The following is a 19990-nucleotide window of genomic DNA, read 5'->3' on the forward strand; positions in this document are numbered from 1 at the left end:
GAACCAGTCGGGGCGTTTTGCTGTTCAGCGGTCAAGCAGAGGGTGATTAAACGCCCGATGCCTTGGCTGCTGCGACGTCCTTGATGGACAGCTTGATACGGCCGCGGTTGTCCACGTCCAGTACCAGCACCTCCACTTCCTGGCCTTCCTTCAGGATGTCGGTCACTTTCTCGACGCGAGCATCGCTCAGCATGGAGATGTGCACCAGACCGTCCTTGCCCGGCAGGATGTTGACGAAGGCACCGAAGTCGACGATGCGCTCAACCTTGCCGACGTAGATCTTGCCGATCTCGGCTTCGGCGGTGATGCCCAGGACGCGTTGGCGTGCTGCTTCTGCCGCTTCCTTGGTTTCGCCGAAGATCTTGATCGAACCGTCGTCTTCGATGTCGATCGAAGCCTTGGTTTCTTCGCAGATCGCACGGATGGTCGCGCCGCCTTTACCGATGACATCACGGATCTTGTCGGTGTCGATCTTCATCGCGATCATGGTCGGAGCGTTTTCCGACAGCTCGGTACGGGACTGACCAATGATCTGGTTCATCTGACCGAGGATGTTCAGGCGAGCTTCCAGGGCCTGGCCCAGGGCGATCTCCATGATTTCTTCGGTGATGCCCTTGATCTTGATGTCCATCTGCAGTGCGGTGACGCCTTTGGCGGTACCGGCCACTTTGAAGTCCATGTCGCCCAGGTGGTCTTCGTCACCGAGGATGTCGGTCAGGACGGCAAATTTCTCGCCTTCCTTCACCAGGCCCATGGCGATACCGGCAACCGGCGCCTTCATCGGCACACCAGCGTCCATCAGGGCCAGGGAGGCACCGCAGACCGAAGCCATCGAGCTCGAACCGTTGGATTCGGTGATTTCCGAGACCACACGGATGGTGTACGGGAACACGTCGGCAGCTGGCAGCATGGCCTGGACCGAACGACGGGCCAGACGGCCGTGGCCGATTTCGCGGCGACCGGCGCCACCCATGCGACCACATTCACCGACCGAGAACGGCGGGAAGTTGTAGTGCAGCATGAACGGGTCTTTTTTCTCGCCTTCCAGGGTGTCCAGCAGTTGCGCGTCACGGGCGGTGCCCAGTGTTGCAACGACCAGTGCCTGGGTTTCGCCACGGGTGAACAGGGCCGAACCGTGGGTCTTTGGCAGAACGCCGACTTCGATGTTCAGCGGACGTACGGTGCGGGTGTCGCGACCGTCGATACGTGGCTTGCCGTTGACGATGTTTTCGCGAACGGTGCGGTATTCGATTTCACCGAAAGCCGCTTTGACTTCAGCGGCAGACGGCTGGCCTTCTTCACCGGACAGCTTGGCAACGACCTGGTCTTTCAACTCGCCCAGGCGCGCGTAACGATCGGCCTTGACGGTGATGGTGTAGGCCTGGGAGATCGCTTCGCCGAACTCGGCACGGATCGCGCCCAGCAGTTCGGTGGCTTCGGCTTGCGGAGCCCAGGTCCAGGTTGGCTTGGCGGCTTCGGCGGCCAGTTCCTTGACGGCGTTGATCACCACCTGGAACTCGTCGTGGGCGAACAGCACGGCGCCCAGCATCTGGTCTTCGGTCAGTTCCTTGGCTTCGGATTCAACCATCAGCACGGCTTCGGACGTACCGGCAACAACCATGTCCAGGCTCGAAGCCTTCAGTTGCTCGTAAGTCGGGTTCAGCAGGTAGCCGGTGCTTTCGTGGAACGCGACGCGGGCAGCGCCGATCGGGCCATCGAAAGGAATGCCGGAGATGGCCAGCGCAGCCGAGGTACCGATCATCGCAGCGATGTCCGGATCGGTCTTCTTGCTGGTGGAAACGACGGTGCAGACAACCTGCACTTCGTTCATGAAACCTTCCGGGAACAGCGGACGGATCGGACGGTCGATCAGTCGGGAAGTCAGGGTTTCTTTCTCGGAAGGACGGCCTTCGCGCTTGAAGAAACCGCCAGGGATCTTACCGGCAGCGTAAGTCTTTTCCTGGTAGTGAACAGACAGAGGGAAGAAGCCCTTGCCTGGATCGGCTTGCTTGGCACCGACGACGGTCACCAATACGCTGACGTCGTCGTCAACGGTGACCAGCACTGCGCCGGAGGCCTGACGGGCGATACGGCCAGTCTCGAGGGTAACGGTCGATTGACCGAACTGGAATTTTTTGATTACCGGGTTCACGGTGTCCTACCTTCTTTGTGGCTCTTGGGGAAACTGTCTTCTTTCGAAATTCTTGGGCAATGTCGGGAATCGGCCCAACGCCTGTCCAGGGTAAACGTGTATCCAGATAAAACTTGAGGCTGGAAGCCTGCCATGGGCCTGCGGGAAACCCGCTGGCACACGGCAAACAACCAACCTCAGAGCGCGCAATCGCTGATTAGCGACGCAGACCCAGGCGACCGATCAGAGTCTGATAACGACCCAGATCCTTGCCTTTCAGGTAGTCCAGCAGCTTACGACGCTGGTTTACCATGCGGATCAGACCACGACGGGAGTGGTGGTCTTTACCGTTGGCCTTGAAGTGACCTTGCAGCTTGTTGATGTTGTGGGTCAGCAGTGCAACTTGCACTTCTGGCGAACCGGTGTCACCAACAGCTTGCTGGTAGTCAGCAACGATTTGAGCTTTTTCTTGAACGTCGAGAGCCATGAGGCAATCCTTCTTATCAGGAAACTGTTTCAGGGAAACAGCTTCAACAGGCCAGGGACAAATCCCTGTATCTATAAATGAGTAGTGACCGTGCCTGTTAACAGCCACACTCGCCAGCCCGGTGTAACGCGGGCTGGTTCCGGTCATTCCGACCGAATCAGTCGACGCGGCGCAATGCGCCCGTCTTCGCTCACTTCACCAATACCGATGAAGCGACCATTGTGATCCTGCACCCGGACCATGCCGAACTTCGGCGCGTCCGGGGCACGTACCGGCTGGCCGTTAAGCCAGTAGAACGCACTGTGTTCCGAGAACTGCAACAGCGGCCAGTCCAGCAAGCCACTGTCCGATGGCATCAGGAAGCGGTCGACCGCCTCGTTGCCGCCTTCGGCGTGCACCGCTTCGAGTTCTTCCAGCGTGACCGTCTGGGCCAACGTGAAAGGCCCGGCCTGGGTCCGTCGCAATTCTGCCACGTACGCACCACAGCCCAGCTGCTCGCCGATATCCTCCACCAGGGTGCGAATATAGGTGCCCTTGCTGCAATCCACGGCCAGCCGCGCAGTGTTACCGTCAAAGGCCAGCAATTCCAAGCGCGCAATAGTAACAGAACGCGGTTCACGCTCCACTACTTCGCCTGCACGGGCCAGCTTGTACAACGGCTGCCCATCACGCTTCAAGGCCGAGTACATCGGCGGTATCTGGCTGATTTGCCCACGAAATCCCGGCAGCACAGCTTCGATATCAGCCTGACCAACGGTCACCGGGCGCTCCAGCAGAACCTCTCCTTCGGCATCCGCCGTGGTGGTGGTCTTGCCCAGTTGCGCCAGGGTTTCATAGCCCTTGTCGGAATCGAGCAGGTACTGGGAGAACTTGGTCGCCTCGCCAAAGCACAACGGCAGCACGCCGGTGGCCAGCGGATCGAGGCTACCGGTGTGCCCGGCCTTCTCGGCATTGAGCAGCCAGCGAACCTTTTGCAACGCCGCATTGGAGGTAAAGCCCAATGGTTTGTCGAGCAGGATGATGCCGCTGACGTTACGGCGGATACGTTTGACCTGAGCCACCGATTACTCCTTGGAGTCTTCGGGTTCAGCCGCGTGCTGGCTGTCTTCAGCCACCGCGCGCTCGATCAGCGCAGACAGATGCGCGCCCCGCACGACGCTTTCGTCGTAGTGGAAGTGCAACTGTGGAACGCTGCGCAGCTTCATTTCACGGGCCAACTGCATCCGCAGGAAACCGGCGGCCGCGTTGAGCACCTTGATGCTCTGGGCGATTTCCTCGGCGCTGTCCTGGCCCATCACCGTGATGAAAATCTTTGCATGACCGACGTCACGGCTGACTTCCACTGCGGTGATGGTGACCAGGCCGACGCGCGGGTCTTTGACTTCGCGGCGGATCAGTTGGGCCAGCTCGCGCTGCATCTGATCGCCGATTCGTTGGGTACGGCTGTATTCTTTTGCCATGTCTTGTTACCTGTTACTGCCCCACGGGAAACCCGCAAGGTCTGAAAGCGGCAAACGCCCGGCCTGGCAAAAGCCAGACCGGGCGTTGCGTTTAGAGCCCGCCAGCGCGGCCGCGCATGTTCATGCGCCAGCCTCGTGCGGCTCTTGAAACATGCGAGTCAGAGGCTGCGAGCAACCTGGACCTTCTCGAAGACTTCGATCTTGTCGCCGACCTTGACGTCGTTGTAGCTCTTGACGCCAATACCGCATTCCATGCCGGCACGGACTTCGGAAGCGTCATCCTTGAAGCGACGCAGCGATTCCAGCTCGCCCTCGAAGATCACGATGTCTTCACGCAGTACACGGATCGGACGGTTACGGTGAACGACACCCTCGATCACCATGCAGCCGGCGATGGCGCCAAACTTCGGCGAACGGAACACGTCGCGAACTTCGGCCACGCCCAGGATGTTTTCTCGGACATCGCTGCCCAACATACCGGTCAGGGCTTTCTTGACGTCTTCGATGATGTCGTAGATCACGTTGTAGTAACGCATATCCAGACCTTCCTGCTCGACGATCTTGCGCGCACCGGCATCGGCACGCACGTTGAAGCCGAACAGTACTGCGCTGGAAGCCAGTGCCAGGTTGGCGTCGCTTTCGGTGATACCACCGACACCGCCACCGACCACGCGTACTTGCACTTCGTCGTTGCCCAGGCCATTCAGAGCGCCCTGCAAGGCTTCCAGCGAGCCACGGACGTCGGATTTGAGGACGATGTTGAGCGTCTTCTTCTCTTCCTGGCCCATGTTCTCGAAGATGTTTTCCAGCTTGCCGGCGTGAGCGCGAGCCAGTTTGACTTCGCGGAACTTGCCCTGACGGAACAGAGCCACTTCACGGGCTTTCTTCTCGTCCGCCACAACGCTCATCTCGTCGCCAGCGTCCGGCGTACCGTCCAGGCCGAGGATCTCGACCGGAATGGCAGGACCGGCTTCCTTGATCGGCTTGCCGTTCTCGTCAAGCATGGCGCGCACGCGGCCGTAGTTCGAGCCGACCAGCACCATGTCGCCTTGGCGCAGGGTACCGTCCTGAACCAGGACAGTCGCAACCGGGCCACGGCCCTTGTCGAGACGCGATTCCACAACCACACCACGGCCTGGGGCCGAAGGGGTAGCTGTCAGTTCCAGGACCTCGGCTTGCAACAGAACGGCTTCGAGCAGTTCGTCAACGCCGGTACCCATCTTCGCCGAAACCGGAACGAATGGAGTGTCGCCACCCCACTCTTCGGAGGTCACGCCGTGAACCGACAGTTCGCTACGGATGCGATCGAGGTCGGCACCCGGCTTGTCGATCTTGTTCACCGCAACCACCAGCGGCACGCCAGCTGCCTTGGCATGCTGGACCGCTTCGATGGTCTGTGGCATCACGCCGTCGTCCGCCGCGACCACCAGGATCACGATGTCGGTCGCCTTGGCACCACGGGCACGCATGGCGGTAAACGCGGCGTGACCCGGGGTGTCGAGGAAAGTGACCATGCCGCGTTCGGTTTCAACGTGGTAGGCACCGATGTGCTGGGTAATGCCGCCGGCTTCGCCCGCAGCTACCTTGGCACGACGGATGTAGTCGAGCAGCGAGGTCTTACCGTGGTCAACGTGGCCCATGACGGTCACGACTGGCGCACGAGGCACTGCTTCACCTTCGAACTTCAGGGACTCGGCCAGGGAATCTTCCAGGGCGGTGTCGCTGACCAGGGTCACTTTGTGGCCCAGTTCTTCGGCAACCAGTTGGGCAGTTTCCTGATCCAGAACCTGGTTGATGGTCGCAGGCGTGCCCAGCTTGAACATGAACTTGATGATTTCAGCAGCCTTGACCGACATCTGCTGGGCCAGGTCGCCCACAGTGATGGTCTCGCCGATCTTCACTTCACGCACGACAGGGCCAGTAGGGCTCTGGAAACCGTGGGCGTTGCGTTTCTTCAGCTTGGCCTTGCCGCGACCGCCGCGACGGAAGCCATCGCTTTCTTCGTCGGTGGTACGTGGCGCAACGCGGGGTGCCGGCGCCTTTTCCTTGACCGACGCACGATGAGGAGCGTTCTTGCGCTCGCCATCGCCACCGCCACCGCCACGACGGTTGTCGTCGGCACGTGGTTTGTCGGGACGACGCTGTTCGTCGCGTTTACGGGTATCCGCAGGTGCCGGAGCCGGCGCTACGACCGGTGCGCTTTCACGCACAGGCTCGGCTACCGGAGCAGGGGCGGCAACAGCTTCGACCGGAGCAGGTTGCGCAGCAGCAGGCTGGCGACGCGCTTCTTCTTCGGCGCGACGCTTGGCTTCTTCTTCAGCCTTCTGACGTGCAGCGTTTTCTACTGCGCGACGCTCTTCCAGCTCGCGCTTGCGCTCGGCTTCGATTTCTTCCGGGCTGCGCTGTACGAAGACTTTCTTCTTGCGTACTTCAACACTGATGCTTTTGCTACCGGCAACACGCAGGGTGCTGGTGGTTTTACGCTGCAGCGTGATCTTGCGTGGTTCTTCCACTTTCGCCTTGTGGCTGCTCTTCAAGTGAGTCAGCAGGGATTGCTTCTCACTGTCAGTCACATGTTCCTCGGCGGCGGTGTGCGGCAGACCTGCCTCACGCATCTGCTGCAACAGGCGCTCTACCGGTGTTTTGACCTCATCGGCCAGTTGTTTCACCGTGACTTGCGTCATGCACTTCTCTCCTCAGGCCGCGCCTAATTACTCGAACCAATGGGCTCGGGCGGCCATGATCAACTTGCCGGCACGATCATCGTCAATGCCGTCGATGTCGAGCAGATCGTCAATAGACTGCTCGGCCAGGTCTTCGCGGGTAATTACGCCGCGCACCGCCAGTTCCATCGCCAAATCCTTGTCCATGCCCTCAAGCGAGAGCAGGTCTTCGGCCGGATGGGCGTCTGCCAGCTTTTCCTCAGTAGCGATGGCTTTGGTCAACAAACGATCCTTGGCACGAGCGCGAAGCTCGTTGACGATTTCCTCGTCAAAGCCGTCGATGTTGAGCATTTCTTCCACCGGCACGTAGGCAATCTCTTCCAGGCTGGTAAAGCCTTCATCCACCAGCACCTGGGCCAGTTCTTCATCGACTTCAAGCTCTTCGATGAAGTTGCGCAGGATGTCACCGGTTTCAGCTTGCTGCTTAGCCTGGATGTCCGATTCGGTCATCACGTTCAGGGTCCAGCCAGTCAACTGGCTGGCCAGACGTACGTTCTGACCACCGCGACCGATGGCCTGAGCCAGATTGTCTGCGCCAACGGCGATGTCCATGGCATGGGCATCTTCGTCAACGATAATTGCCGCCACTTCAGCAGGCGACATGGCATTGATCACGAACTGAGCCGGGTTGTCGTCCCACAGGACGATATCCACGCGCTCGCCGCCCAACTCGCCGGATACGGCCTGGACACGCGAACCGCGCATGCCAATGCAGGCACCTTGCGGGTCGATGCGCTTGTCCTTGGAGCGGACTGCGATCTTGGCACGCGAACCCGGATCACGGGAGGCGGCCATGACTTCGATCAGGCCTTCGGCAATTTCCGGCACTTCGATACGGAACAACTCGATCAGCATTTCCGGCGCGGTCCGCGACAGGATCAACTGCGGGCCACGGTTCTCGGTGCGGATTTCCTTGAGCAGCGCACGCAGGCGCACGCCAACCCGGAAGGTTTCGCGAGAAATGATGTCTTCACGAGCCAGCAACGCCTCGGCGTTGTTGCCCAGGTCGACGATCACGTTGTCGCGGGTCACTTTCTTCACGGTGCCGGAGATGATTTCCCCCAGTTTCTCGCGATAGGCGTCGACGACTTGGGCGCGCTCTGCTTCGCGAACCTTCTGCACGATGACCTGCTTGGCGGTCTGTGCAGCAATACGACCGAACTCGATGGACTCGATTTTCTCTTCGACTACATCGCCTACCTTGGCGCCCGGGTGCGTTTGCGCAACCTTGCTCGGCCAGGTTTCGATCGCCGGATCGTCCAGGTCGGCTTCCTCGACCACCGTCCAGCGACGGAAAGTCTCATAGGCACCCGTGTGGCGATTGATCTCCACACGCAAATCAACTTCGTCTTCAAACCGCTTCTTGGTAGCAGTGGCCAGAGCCAGCTCCAGCGCTTCAAAAATCACGTCAGCCGGTACGCCCTTTTCATTGGATACCGACTCAACAACCAGCAGTACTTCTTTGCTCATCGTACGCCTCGCCTTTCGCAAGCCATTGGATCCGCGGGATCCGCAGTATCTGGCACGTATCAGTCAAAACTGGGAATAATGTTGGCCTTGTCGATCAAATCGATCGGCAACAGGAACTCGTGGTCGTCTACCTGCACCACGACATCCTGCTCTTCTACACCGCGCAGAAGGCCCTGGAAGTTGCGTCGACCTTCGAAAGGCGAGCGCAGCTTGATCTTCACTTGTTCACCGGCAAACGAAGCAAACTGTTCAAGAGTGAACAGAGGGCGTTCCATGCCAGGCGAGGAAACTTCAAGGGTGTATTCGGAACTGATTGGATCTTCAACATCCAACACACCGCTGATCTGACGGCTGACGATGGCGCAATCGTCCACCAACACGCCGCCTTCCTTATCGATATAAACGCGCAACAATGAGTGGCGACCCTGAGCCGAAAACTCAATACCCCAGCATTCATAGCCCAGGGCCACGACCACCGGGGCCAACAAGGCCTGCAACTGTTCTAGCTTGCTCGACACCTGAACCCCCTCGTGCATGTTTGTGCATGCTGTGCAAATAAAAAAAAATGGGCGAATCGCCCATCCCTGAAACGCCGTCGAACAGCGGCGTTATAAAGTGTCCAGCTAACAAAAAGCCCCTTGGAAGGGGCTCCTGAAACTGGTTGCGGGAGCCGGATTTGAACCGACGACCTTCGGGTTATGAGCCCGACGAGCTACCAGGCTGCTCCATCCCGCGACAAAGCTGGGGCGGAAGTATACGACCGATCCCTTACAGGGTCAATGTAACCTCCCACCTACAAGAAAGCCCGCAATCGCGGGCTCTCCTGATAATTGGTACCGAGAAGGGGACTCGAACCCCTACACCCTATGGGCACAACCACCTCAAGGTTGCGTGTCTACCAATTCCACCACCTCGGCAATACAGCGTTTGAAACCTTCTTACTTCTGCTCTTGAGCTGGAGGCACATCAGTCGCCGGGTTGGCCGACTTTTGCTCTTGGAGCACCGGGACATCATCAGAAGCCGGTTGTTGCTTTGGCGCCTCCAGTACCGCTGGGTTTGGCAAACCTACTTGAGTCAGCTCATGAGCTTTCTCTTTAGCAAAGTAACCTAACCCCAAGCTGGTCATGAAGAAACCGGCGGCAAGTATAGCAGTAAACTTACTAAGAAAGGTAGAGGAACCTTGGCTTCCGAATACAGTATTTGAAGCACCTGCACCGAAAGACGCGCCAGCATCGGCACCCTTACCCTGCTGCAGCAATACGAGAGCAACTACGCCCAGTGCGCCCAGCAGATGAAAAACGACTACGACTGTTTCCAGCATTTTTTCAGTTTCCCGCGGCGCGACAGATCGCACCGAACTCATCTGCATTCAGGGAAGCTCCACCAATGAGCCCCCCATCGATATCCGGCATGCCGAACAGTTCGACCGCATTGGCCGCCTTCACGCTGCCGCCGTATAGAAGCCGCACACCTCGTGCCACTTCAGAATTTTCTGCCGCCAACTGTGCGCGGATGGCTGCATGCACATCTTGCGCCTGTTGCGGCGAAGCAGTCAGCCCGGTACCAATGGCCCAGACCGGCTCGTAAGCAATGACCGCCTTTGCAAAAGCACCGACACCCAGGTCTTCGATGATGCTGCCCAGCTGACGCCCGACAACTTCGAGAGTCTTCCCGGCTTCACGCTGTTCGAGGGTCTCCCCTACGCACAACACCGGAGTCAGACCACAAGCCTGAGCCGCTGCAAACTTGCGAATCAGGGTCTTGTCCTGCTCGCCCATGATCAGGCGACGCTCGGAATGTCCGACCAGGACCAGGGAACAACCTGCGTCCACCAGTTGACTCGGCGCAATCTCACCGGTCAACGCACCTTGCATCGATTCCACCGCAGAATTCTGCGCGCCGATCGAAATCGACTTGCCTTTCAAGCCATCAACCACCTGATTGATATACAAGCAAGGCGGGAATACCGCGACATCAACACCGCTTGGCAAGGCCAGATGACGAAGGCCATTGATCAGCTCAGCGACGCTGGCGCGGGTACCGTGCATCTTCCAGTTACCAGCTACCATAGGGCGACGCATGCTGTACCTCGTCGGTCAAAGTGGGCGCAGATGTTACCCAACCGATTCATGACTGGCAAGCCGAATTCAGGCAGAAACTTCAGTAACAAGCCTCGCCAGCTCTTCAGCGTAACCGCGGACCTGCATTTCATCCTCGCCTTCGACCATGACGCGCACCAAAGGCTCTGTACCGGACTTGCGCAACAATACACGCCCACGCCCTGCCATAGCCTGCGTGACACGCTCACTGGCCTGCTTGACCGTTTCATGTTCGAGAGGATTCGCACCGCCCCCCAGACGCACGTTGATCAGCACTTGCGGACACTTGCGCAGCGCCTGGCGTGATTGTGCAAGCCCTTCATTACGCGCCTTGAGCGCCATCAGCACTTGCAGGGCAGCAATGATCGCATCGCCGGTGGTGGTATGGTCAAAGCAGACGATATGACCGGAGTTCTCGCCCCCGATCATCCAGTTGCGCTCCAGCAGTTCCGAGATCACATACCGATCGCCGACATTGGCCCGCACGAAAGGAATATCCAGGTCCGCCAAGGCCAGCTCAAGCCCGAGATTGCTCATCAGCGTACCAACCACACCGCCTTGCAACTTGCCGCGCTCGTGCAAATCACGAGCGATGATAAACAGCAAGTCGTCACCGTCGACGACGGTACCGGTGTGGTCGACCATCAAGACCCGATCGCCATCACCATCGAAGGCGATGCCGAGGTCGGCATGCTCGGCGAGCACCGCAGCCTGCAGCGCCTCGGTATGGGTGGAGCCACAGTTGTGATTGATGTTCAGGCCATTGGGCTGGGCAGAAAGTACTGCAACCTCTGCGCCCAACTCACGAAAGACACTCGGCGCAACCTTATAGGTCGCACCATGGGCACAGTCGACGACGATTTTCAGGCCGGCAAAACTGGTACCGGTCGGCACGCTGCCTTTGCAGAACTCGATGTAGCGACCCGATGCATCGTTGATCCGCGACACCTTGCCGATCTTGCTCGACTCAACCACTGTCATCGGGGTATCCAGCAGCTCCTCGATCATCAGTTCCACTTCATCCGGCAGCTTGGTGCCCTTGCCGGAGAAGAACTTGATACCGTTATCGTCATGCGGGTTGTGCGAGGCACTGATCACAATGCCCGCCTGCCCCTGGAAAGTTCGCGTCAGGTATGCAATGGCAGGCGTCGGCATCGGTCCTAGCAGCATGACGTCGGCGCCCGCCGAAGTCAGGCCGGCCTCGAGAGCCGACTCGAACATGTAACCGGAAATACGCGTGTCCTTGCCAACCAGCACTTTGCAGGCGCCCATTTTGCGGAACGCCATGCCAGCCGCCCAGCCGAGCTTGAGCATGAAATCAGGGGTGATGGGGTATTCGCCGACCCGACCACGAATCCCGTCGGTGCCAAAGTATTTTTTGCTCATGAGTGCTCCGTCATTCTTATTCGGCTGAATCCACAGCTGCGATCATCCGCACGACATCCATCGTTTCGGCCACATCGTGCACACGCAGTATGCGCGCACCTTTGGTCAGGGCGAGGGCCGCGAGTGCGAGACCGCCGTACAGACGCTCTCCCACCGGACGCCCCAAGGCATTGCCTATCATGCTCTTTCGCGAGACCCCGACCAACAGGGGGCGCCCCAAGGCATGCAAAGCTTCCATATGTTTGAACAGGCTCAGATTGTGAGCCAGTGTCTTGGCAAAGCCAAATCCCGGATCAAGAATGATCCGCTCGGCGGGGATGCCCACGGCTGCGCAGTGATTCAAACGCTGCGCCAGAAATTCACCGACCTCTGCGGTCACGTCGTGATAGTGCGGGTCGTTCTGCATGGTTCCCGGCTCGCCGAGCATATGCATCAGGCACACCGGCAGACCGGTAGCCGCTGCTGCATCCAGCGCTCCGTCGCGCTGCAAGGACCGGACATCATTGATCAACCCGGCCCCCAGTCGCGCGGTTTCACGCATGACCGCAGGGGTTGAGGTATCGACCGAGATGATAACGTCGAGCTCGCGATGAATGCGCTCGACAATCGGCGCCACCCGTTCCAGCTCTTCGGTAGGCGAAACCGATCGGGCACCTGGCCGGGTTGATTCACCACCGACATCGATCAGCGTTGCGCCGGCGGCAACCATGGCCTCGGCATGCCGCAACGCAGCGTCGAGCTGGCTGAACCGACCACCGTCGGAAAAGGAATCGGGAGTGACATTGAGAATGCCCATGGCATGCGCATGGGCCAAATCAAGAACCCGGTTGCCGCAAGGCAACCGGGTCGGGGACTGAACAGAAGTCATTTCAAGCCTTAGACATCAGCAGCCGGACCGCCAATCGGTGTTTCCGGACGCTCGCCCTGTACCGCCGGTGGAGTGCCGGAAGTGCCGGTACCGCCAGACCAGTCACGAGGCTCACGAGGCGTGCGACCCGCCATGATGTCGTCGATCTGGTCGGCATCAATGGTTTCATACTTCATCAGGGCGTCGGCCATGGCATCGAGCTTGTCACGGTTATCCGTGAGGATCTGCTTGGCCGTACCGTAGCACTGGTCAATGATGCTGCGCACTTCCGAGTCGATCAGCTTGGCCGTCTCGCCGGAGAAGCTGGCATGCTGGCCACCGCCACCACGCCCCAGGAATACCTCACCCTCTTCCTCGGCATACATCAGTGGTCCCAGCTTCTCGGACAGGCCCCACTTGGTGACCATGTTCCGAGCTATCTGGCTGGCACGCATGATGTCGTTCGAGGCACCTGTCGTCACACCGTCGAAGCCCAGCGTCATTTCTTCAGCGATACGGCCGCCGTACAGCGAGCAGATCTGGCTGATCAAGGCGCGCTTGGACAGGCTGTAGCGATCTTCTTCCGGCAGGAACATGGTCACACCCAAGGCGCGACCACGAGGGATGATCGAGACCTTGTAGACCGGATCATGTTCGGGCACTACACGACCGACGATAGCGTGACCCGCCTCGTGGTAGGCGGTGTTCTGCTTTTCTTTCTCCGACATGACCATGGATTTGCGCTCGGCGCCCATCATGATCTTGTCCTTTGCCAACTCGAATTCTTTCATTTCGACGATGCGCTTACCGGCACGAGCCGCGAACAGCGACGCTTCGTTGACCAGGTTGGCGAGGTCGGCACCAGAGAAACCCGGGGTGCCACGTGCGATGACGGCCGGAGCGACATCATCACCCATCGGTACTTTACGCATATGGACCTTGAGGATCTGTTCGCGACCGCGAATGTCCGGCAGCCCTACCACGACCTGACGGTCGAAGCGACCAGGACGCAACAGCGCAGGGTCAAGTACATCAGGACGGTTGGTGGCGGCGATCACGATGATGCCGTCATTCATTTCGAAACCGTCCATCTCCACCAGCAACTGGTTGAGGGTCTGTTCGCGCTCGTCGTGACCGCCACCCATGCCGGCGCCACGATGGCGACCGACGGCGTCGATCTCGTCGATGAAGATGATGCATGGCGCGTGCTTCTTGGCCTGTTCGAACATGTCGCGAACACGGCTGGCACCCACGCCGACAAACATTTCAACGAAGTCGGAACCGGAAATGGTAAAGAACGGGACCTTGGCTTCGCCGGCGATCGCCTTGGCCAGCAAGGTCTTACCGGTACCGGGCGGACCGACCATCAGCACGCCGCGAGGAATGCGACCGCCCAGGCGCTGGAACTTGCCCGGATCGCGCAGGAACTCGACCAACTCGCCGACTTCCTCCTTGGCCTCGTCGCAACCCGCGACATCGGCCAGGGTAGTTTTCACCTGATCTTCGGAAAGCAGCCGGGCCTTGCTCTTGCCGAAGCTCATCGGCCCGCCCTTGCCACCACCGCCGCCCTGCATCTGGCGCATGAAGAACATGAACACGGCGATGATCACCAGGATCGGGAAGCTCGCGACCAGGAGCTGGGTCCAGATGCTTTGCTGTTCAGGCTGCTTGCCTTCGATCACGACATGGTTGTCCACCAGGTCACCGATCAGGCCATTGTCCTGGATCGCCGGACGAATGGTCTTGAAGGTGTCGCCATCGGCGCGCTTGCCGGTAATCACATAGCCATCAACGGCTACGCGCTCGACCTTGCCATCCTTGACCTGCTGGATGAAGTCGGAATAGTTGAGGGTCTGCGGCTCGTTAGGGCTGGAGAAGTTGTTCATCACGGTCACAAGGACAGCGGCGATGATCAACCACAGGATCAGATTCTTTGCCATATCGTTCAATTAACTACCCTCTGAAGCAAGCTCCGCTACTGGCGCGCGCTTCGCATGATATTCACCGGCCTAACTTACTACATTACCTACGACTCTGGCAGGCGCCGTCTGTAACCCTTTGTGAAACTTTGACCGCGCAATTTTCGTTACGTGGCATTTTCAATGCGAGACAAAAAAACTATCACCCCGCTCAAAGACGCTCATCGCTGGCTGCGCCTTCGACACCGCGAAAGCCTCGCGCCAATAGATATTGCTCGCGAGAGCGGTCACGAGAGGACAATGGCTTGCGCATCTGCACCTTGTCGAACAATTTGCGCATGCCCTTGTGGTACTCGTCAAAACCTTCCCCCTGGAAGACCTTGATCAAAAAATCACCACCCGGACGCAACACCCGTCCGGCTAGATCCAGGGCCAGCTCGCTGAGGAACATTGCACGGGGCATGTCGACAGCGGCCAGTCCACTCATATTGGGGGCCATATCGGAAATCACAAGGTCGACCTGCGTATTTCCGACGGCTTCGAGGATTTTGGCCAGCACAGTGTCTTCCGTAAAATCGCCCTGGATAAAGGTCACATCAGGGATGCTATCCATTTCCAGGATATCGGACGCAATCAGTCGCCCCTGCCCGCCAATCAGACGACTGGTCACCTGCGACCACCCACCCGGCGCTGCGCCGAGGTCGATCACGGTCATGCCTGGGCGGATCAGACGATCCTTTTCCTGGATTTCCAGCAACTTGTAGCTGGCACGCGAGCGATAGCCGTCCTTTTGCGCCATTTTGACGTATGGATCGTTGAAATGCTCTCTGAGCCAGTTCTGGCTAGTCTTGGAACGGGCCACGGGCCACCTCTAAAAATAAAACGGGTCGTGATTAAGTGGGCGGTCCCGGACTTGCTCGGGTAAACTGGCCGCCGCTTTTTTACAAGATCAGACGCAGGGGTCAGATTATGCCGCTCACTCAAGAGCAGAAGAAACAATACAAATCCATTGGCCACCATCTGAAACCGGTTTTGACTGTGGCTGACAACGGTTTGACTGAAGGTGTACTCGCCGAACTGGAGCGCGCCCTGGGTGATCATGAGCTGATCAAGATCAAGCTCAACATCCTGGATCGTGAAGCCCGCCTGGCTGCCGTTGCCGAACTGTGCAAGACCGGCAAGGCCGACCTGGTGCAGGTCATCGGCAAGATGGCGCTGATTTACCGCAAGAACTTCAGCGTCAACAAGCAACTGTCTAACGTTCACCGCTTCAAGTGATGCCAAGGGTCAAGGGTGTGCCTCGCACACCCTGCCACTCCATCCGGGAACCGGTTGCAACACCAGCACCAAGCCGGAGAAACCCAGCACCAGGTAACTGAAAACCTGCCACTGGCCAGCATCGGGCCAGCCGAGACGCACCGCAAAGAACATCCCGCAGGCGTACAATGCCATGAGCAACAATTGCCCGCGAATGTCGCGCCATAGACTGGCAAGGCCCTCGGCCTGAACCAGCACCAAAGCCTGAAACATCGCACACGCCGCGGAAAAACCCACCAGCAGCGCCGTCAGCATGCCTGCAATTTCATCGATGAGCAGCGGCGCAAGACCGATCCGACCCAGCACCGGCAGCAAGCCGATGTGCAACAACCAGACGCCGCCCACCCATAACATCTGGGTGAGCTGCCAGATCATGGCACCCGCTCGAAGCGGGCGCCTTCTTTCAGATGTGACGGACTTCGACAATCTCATACTCGATCACGCCACCAGGCGTCTTTACCGCCACCACATCACCCTCTTCCTTGGCGATCAAGGCGCGAGCGATGGGCGAACCGACAGAGATTTTGCCGAGTTTGATGTCAGCTTCATCCTCACCCACGATCTGGTAAGTGACGCTTTCATCTGTCTCGACGTTGGCGATTTCCACGGTGGTGCCGAAAATCACCTTGCCGGTATGGGGGATGGTGGTGACGTCGATGATCACCGCATTCTGCATGCGACCTTCGATATCACGCACCCGCGCCTCGACCATGCCCTGCTCCTCACGGGCGGCATGGTACTCAGCGTTTTCCTTGAGATCGCCCAGCTCACGCGCTTCACCAATAGCCTGGCTCAAGCGCGGACGCTCGACCTTGGTCAAGAAAGCGTGTTCCTCTTCCAGGGCCTTTGCGCCCTGAACAGTCATGGGGTACTTGGTTATGCTCATGCCTTCAATCCTGCATGTAAATCCTGCAAGCGACGCACGGTCTTCTCCGGACCGAACTTGAGCGCTTCGCAGATCGCTTCGCCCGCCGCAATGGTCGTGGTGCAGTAGATCTTGTGCTGCAGCGCATTGCGACGGATGGAGTAGGAGTCGGCGATCGACTGGCGACCTTCGGTGGTGTTGATGATCAGCGTGACTTCATCATTCTTGATCATGTCGACCACATGCGGACGCCCCTCGGTCACCTTGTTCACGCGGCGCACTTTCAGGCCTGCCGCTTCGATCAGCTTGGCAGTCCCGGCCGTGGCGACCACTTCAAAGCCCAAGTTGATCAGATCACGGGCAACGCCTGCAACCAGTGGCTTGTCGTCATCACGCACGCTGATGAACGCGGTACCGCCTGTCGGCAGGACTTCGCTGGCACCCATCTGGGCTTTGGCAAACGCCTCGCCGAAGGTGTCACCGACGCCCATCACTTCACCGGTGGACTTCATTTCCGGGCCGAGGATCGGGTCGACACCCGGGAACTTGGCGAATGGGAACACGGCCTCTTTGACGCTGTAGAAGTTCGGGATGATTTCCTTGGTGAAACCCAGTTCCTTCAGGGTTTTGCCTGCCATGACCCGTGCAGCGATCATCGCCAGGGAAACACCGATGCACTTGGAAACGAACGGTACGGTCCGGGAAGCGCGCGGGTTGACCTCGATTACGTAGATATCTTCACCCTGAAGCGCCAACTGCACGTTCATCAGGCCGACAACACCCAGCTCCAAAGCCATTTTCTTGACCTGCTCGCGCATTTCGTCCTGGATATGGGCCGGCAGCGAGTAAGGCGGCAGCGAGCACGCGGAGTCACCGGAGTGAACACCGGCCTGCTCGATGTGCTGCATGATTGCGCCAATTACCACGTCCTTGCCGTCGCTGACCGCGTCCACGTCCATTTCGATGGCGCAGTTGAGGAAGTGGTCCAGCAGCACCGGGCTGTCGTTGGAGACCTGGACCGCTTCACGCAGGTAGCGCTTGAGCTCGTCTTCTTGATAGACGATTTCCATCGCACGGCCGCCCAGTACATAGGATGGACGTACCACCAGCGGGTAACCGATCTTGGCGGCGGCACGAATCGCTTCGTCTTCGCTACGCACGGTGGCGTTTGGCGGCTGGCGCAGGTTCAGGCGCTCGACCATCTGCTGGAAGCGCTCACGGTCTTCGGCGCGGTCGATGGCATCCGGGCTGGTGCCGATGATCGGCACGCCAGCGGCCTCCAAGGCGCGAGCCAGTTTCAACGGGGTCTGGCCGCCGTACTGGACGATCACGCCCTTGGGCTTCTCGACGCGGACGATTTCCAGTACGTCTTCCAGGGTCACCGGTTCGAAGTACAGACGATCGGAGGTGTCGTAGTCGGTGGACACGGTTTCCGGGTTGCAGTTGACCATGATGGTCTCGTACCCGTCGTCGCGCAGGGCCAGTGCGGCGTGCACGCAGCAGTAGTCGAACTCGATGCCCTGACCGATGCGGTTAGGACCGCCACCCAGGATCATGATCTTGTCGCGGGTCGATGGCGCGGCTTCGCACTCTTCTTCGTACGTGGAGTACAGGTAGGCGGTGTCGGTGGCGAACTCGGCCGCGCAGGTGTCGACGCGCTTGTAGACCGGGAATACTTCCAGCTTGTGGCGATGGGCCCGCAGGCTCTTCTCGGTCACACCCAGCAGCTTGGCCAGGCGCTGGTCGGAGAAACCCTTGCGCTTGAGGCGGAACATCATGTCGCGGTCGATGCTGGACATGCCCAGGGTCTTGACCTTTTCTTCTTCCTTGATCAGGTCTTCGATCTGGACCAGGAACCAAGGGTCGATCATGTTCATGCCGAAGATCTGCTCGACGGTCATGCCGGCGCGGAAGGCATCGGCCACGTACCAGATACGCTCGGCGCCTGGCACGGTCAGCTCGCGCTTGAGTACGCTCATGCTTTCCGGGTCGTTGAGATCCAGCTTTGGATCAAGACCGCAGACACCCACTTCCAGGCCGCGAAGGGCTTTCTGCAGGGATTCCTGGAAGGTCCGGCCGATCGCCATGACTTCACCGACCGACTTCATCTGGGTGGTCAGGCGGGCATCGGCCTTGGCAAATTTTTCGAAGGCAAAGCGTGGCAGTTTGGTGACGACGTAGTCGATGGACGGCTCGAAGGACGCCGGGGTCTTGCCGCCGGTGATGTCGTTCGACAGTTCGTCCAGGGTGTAGCCCACGGCCAGCTTGGCCGCGACCTTGGCAATCGGGAAACCGGTGGCTTTCGAGGCCAGGGCCGACGAACGGGATACCCGCGGGTTCATCTCGATGACCACCATGCGACCGGTGTTCGGGCAGATGCCGAACTGGACGTTGGAGCCACCGGTTTCGACGCCGATCTCACGCAGTACCGCCAGGGAGGCGTTACGCAGGATCTGGTATTCCTTGTCGGTCAGGGTCTGGGCCGGCGCGACGGTGATCGAGTCACCGGTGTGCACGCCCATCGGGTCGAAGTTTTCGATGGAGCAGACGATGATGCAGTTGTCCTTTTTGTCGCGGACAACTTCCATTTCGTACTCTTTCCAGCCGATCAGGGATTCGTCGATCAGCAGTTCCTTGGTCGGCGACAGGTCCAGGCCACGGGCGCAGATTTCTTCGAATTCTTCACGGTTGTAGGCGATGCCGCCACCGGTGCCGCCCATGGTGAAGGACGGACGGATGATGCACGGGAAGCCCAGCTTCTCGAGCACCGCGTTGGCCTCTTCCATGCTGTGGGCAATACCGGAGCGCGGGCACGCCAGGCCGATGGACTTCATGGCCTTGTCGAAACGCGAGCGGTCTTCGGCCTTGTCGATGGTGTCGGCGTTGGCACCGATCATCTCTACGCCGAACTTTTCCAGGACGCCTTCGCGCTCCAGGTCCAGGGCGCAGTTCAGCGCGGTCTGGCCACCCATGGTCGGCAACAGTGCGTCAGGGCGTTCTTTCTCGATGATCTTGGCAACCGTCTGCCACTTGATCGGCTCGATGTAGGTGGCGTCGGCCATGGCCGGGTCGGTCATGATGGTGGCCGGGTTGGAGTTCACCAGGATGACGCGGTAACCCTCTTCGCGCAGGGCTTTGCAGGCCTGGGCGCCGGAGTAGTCGAATTCGCAGGCCTGGCCGATCACGATCGGGCCAGCGCCGAGAATCAGGATGCTTTTTATGTCTGTACGTTTTGGCATGGGTTTGTCACTCAAATCCGCAGGTCAGTCGGCTAGGCCGTCGAAC

17 protein-coding genes and 2 tRNA genes are annotated in these 19990 nt (G+C 59.2%); 1 reads left to right on the plus strand and 18 read right to left on the minus strand.

Translation table 11 applies throughout. The features are described 5' to 3' along the window. Nucleotides 1-46: 46 nt before the first annotated feature. The 15 genes from pnp to rlmE all read right to left on the minus strand — a co-directional run bounded on the left by pnp (nucleotide 47) and on the right by rlmE (nucleotide 15385). Nucleotides 47-2152 (minus strand): polyribonucleotide nucleotidyltransferase, encoded by a 2106-nt coding sequence (gene pnp / locus RGM2987_RS23190; RefSeq protein WP_072411314.1) that lies wholly within the window; start codon nucleotides 2150-2152, stop codon nucleotides 47-49. Between the two features lie 196 nt (nucleotides 2153-2348). Continuing rightward, nucleotides 2349-2618: a 30S ribosomal protein S15 gene (rpsO, locus tag RGM2987_RS23195; protein ID WP_003177875.1), complete on the minus strand. Its 270-nt coding sequence runs from the start codon at nucleotides 2616-2618 to the stop codon at nucleotides 2349-2351. 143 nt (nucleotides 2619-2761) lie between these two features. After that, entirely contained in the window at nucleotides 2762-3679 is a 918-nt protein-coding gene (gene truB / locus RGM2987_RS23200; protein ID WP_060739216.1) for a tRNA pseudouridine(55) synthase TruB, read from the minus strand. Nucleotides 3680-3682: 3 nt separating this feature from the next. After that, the gene (rbfA, locus tag RGM2987_RS23205) at nucleotides 3683-4078 is read right to left on the minus strand and encodes a 30S ribosome-binding factor RbfA (protein WP_245145145.1); all 396 of its coding nucleotides are present in this window, start codon (nucleotides 4076-4078) and stop codon (nucleotides 3683-3685) included. 158 nt (nucleotides 4079-4236) lie between these two features. Continuing rightward, nucleotides 4237-6762, minus strand: a complete 2526-nt coding sequence (gene infB / locus RGM2987_RS23210; RefSeq protein WP_245145146.1) for a translation initiation factor IF-2 — start codon at nucleotides 6760-6762, stop codon at nucleotides 4237-4239. Nucleotides 6763-6789: 27 nt separating this feature from the next. Beyond that, nucleotides 6790-8271 carry a transcription termination factor NusA gene (gene nusA, locus RGM2987_RS23215; protein ID WP_245145147.1) on the minus strand — a complete coding sequence of 494 codons (1482 nt, stop codon included), beginning with the start codon at nucleotides 8269-8271 and terminating at the stop codon, nucleotides 6790-6792. 59 nt (nucleotides 8272-8330) lie between these two features. Next, nucleotides 8331-8789, minus strand: coding sequence for a ribosome maturation factor RimP (rimP, locus tag RGM2987_RS23220; protein WP_245145148.1), 459 nt, complete (start codon nucleotides 8787-8789; stop codon nucleotides 8331-8333). Between the two features lie 140 nt (nucleotides 8790-8929). Then, nucleotides 8930-9006 (minus strand) — tRNA-Met (locus RGM2987_RS23225). A gap of 96 nt (nucleotides 9007-9102) precedes the next feature. Further along, nucleotides 9103-9188, minus strand: a tRNA-Leu gene (locus RGM2987_RS23230). Between the two features lie 21 nt (nucleotides 9189-9209). Further along, entirely contained in the window at nucleotides 9210-9593 is a 384-nt protein-coding gene (secG, locus tag RGM2987_RS23235) for a preprotein translocase subunit SecG (RefSeq protein WP_003197714.1), read from the minus strand. Nucleotides 9594-9597: 4 nt separating this feature from the next. Further along, nucleotides 9598-10353: a triose-phosphate isomerase gene (gene tpiA / locus RGM2987_RS23240; RefSeq protein ID WP_245145149.1), complete on the minus strand. Its 756-nt coding sequence runs from the start codon at nucleotides 10351-10353 to the stop codon at nucleotides 9598-9600. A 66-nt stretch (nucleotides 10354-10419) separates the two neighbouring features. Then, a complete protein-coding gene (glmM, locus tag RGM2987_RS23245; RefSeq protein WP_245145150.1) occupies nucleotides 10420-11757 on the minus strand; it encodes a phosphoglucosamine mutase in 1338 nt (445 codons plus the stop codon). Between the two features lie 16 nt (nucleotides 11758-11773). Further along, nucleotides 11774-12625 carry a dihydropteroate synthase gene (gene folP, locus RGM2987_RS23250; RefSeq protein ID WP_245145151.1) on the minus strand — a complete coding sequence of 284 codons (852 nt, stop codon included), beginning with the start codon at nucleotides 12623-12625 and terminating at the stop codon, nucleotides 11774-11776. An 8-nt stretch (nucleotides 12626-12633) separates the two neighbouring features. After that, nucleotides 12634-14544 (minus strand): ATP-dependent zinc metalloprotease FtsH, encoded by a 1911-nt coding sequence (gene ftsH / locus RGM2987_RS23255; protein ID WP_245145152.1) that lies wholly within the window; start codon nucleotides 14542-14544, stop codon nucleotides 12634-12636. Between the two features lie 190 nt (nucleotides 14545-14734). Further along, the gene (gene rlmE / locus RGM2987_RS23260; RefSeq protein ID WP_245145153.1) at nucleotides 14735-15385 is read right to left on the minus strand and encodes a 23S rRNA (uridine(2552)-2'-O)-methyltransferase RlmE; all 651 of its coding nucleotides are present in this window, start codon (nucleotides 15383-15385) and stop codon (nucleotides 14735-14737) included. A gap of 107 nt (nucleotides 15386-15492) precedes the next feature. Between rlmE and RGM2987_RS23265 the strand changes: the two genes are divergently transcribed. Beyond that, nucleotides 15493-15801 carry a YhbY family RNA-binding protein gene (locus RGM2987_RS23265; protein WP_003177852.1) on the plus strand — a complete coding sequence of 103 codons (309 nt, stop codon included), beginning with the start codon at nucleotides 15493-15495 and terminating at the stop codon, nucleotides 15799-15801. A 9-nt stretch (nucleotides 15802-15810) separates the two neighbouring features. On the opposite strand, the gene RGM2987_RS23270 is transcribed toward RGM2987_RS23265, so the two are convergent. Genes RGM2987_RS23270 through carB form a run of 3 tightly spaced genes read right to left on the minus strand, consistent with a single transcriptional unit; the run spans nucleotide 15811 to nucleotide 19944 of the window. After that, nucleotides 15811-16215 (minus strand): MFS transporter, encoded by a 405-nt coding sequence (locus RGM2987_RS23270; RefSeq protein WP_245145154.1) that lies wholly within the window; start codon nucleotides 16213-16215, stop codon nucleotides 15811-15813. Between the two features lie 28 nt (nucleotides 16216-16243). Continuing rightward, nucleotides 16244-16720, minus strand: coding sequence for a transcription elongation factor GreA (gene greA, locus RGM2987_RS23275; RefSeq protein WP_030139783.1), 477 nt, complete (start codon nucleotides 16718-16720; stop codon nucleotides 16244-16246). A gap of 2 nt (nucleotides 16721-16722) precedes the next feature. Continuing rightward, entirely contained in the window at nucleotides 16723-19944 is a 3222-nt protein-coding gene (carB, locus tag RGM2987_RS23280) for a carbamoyl-phosphate synthase large subunit (RefSeq protein ID WP_245145155.1), read from the minus strand. Nucleotides 19945-19990: the final 46 nt, after the last annotated feature.

This window comes from Pseudomonas sp. RGM2987, from assembly GCF_022952855.1.
GTDB lineage: Bacteria > Pseudomonadota > Gammaproteobacteria > Pseudomonadales > Pseudomonadaceae > Aquipseudomonas.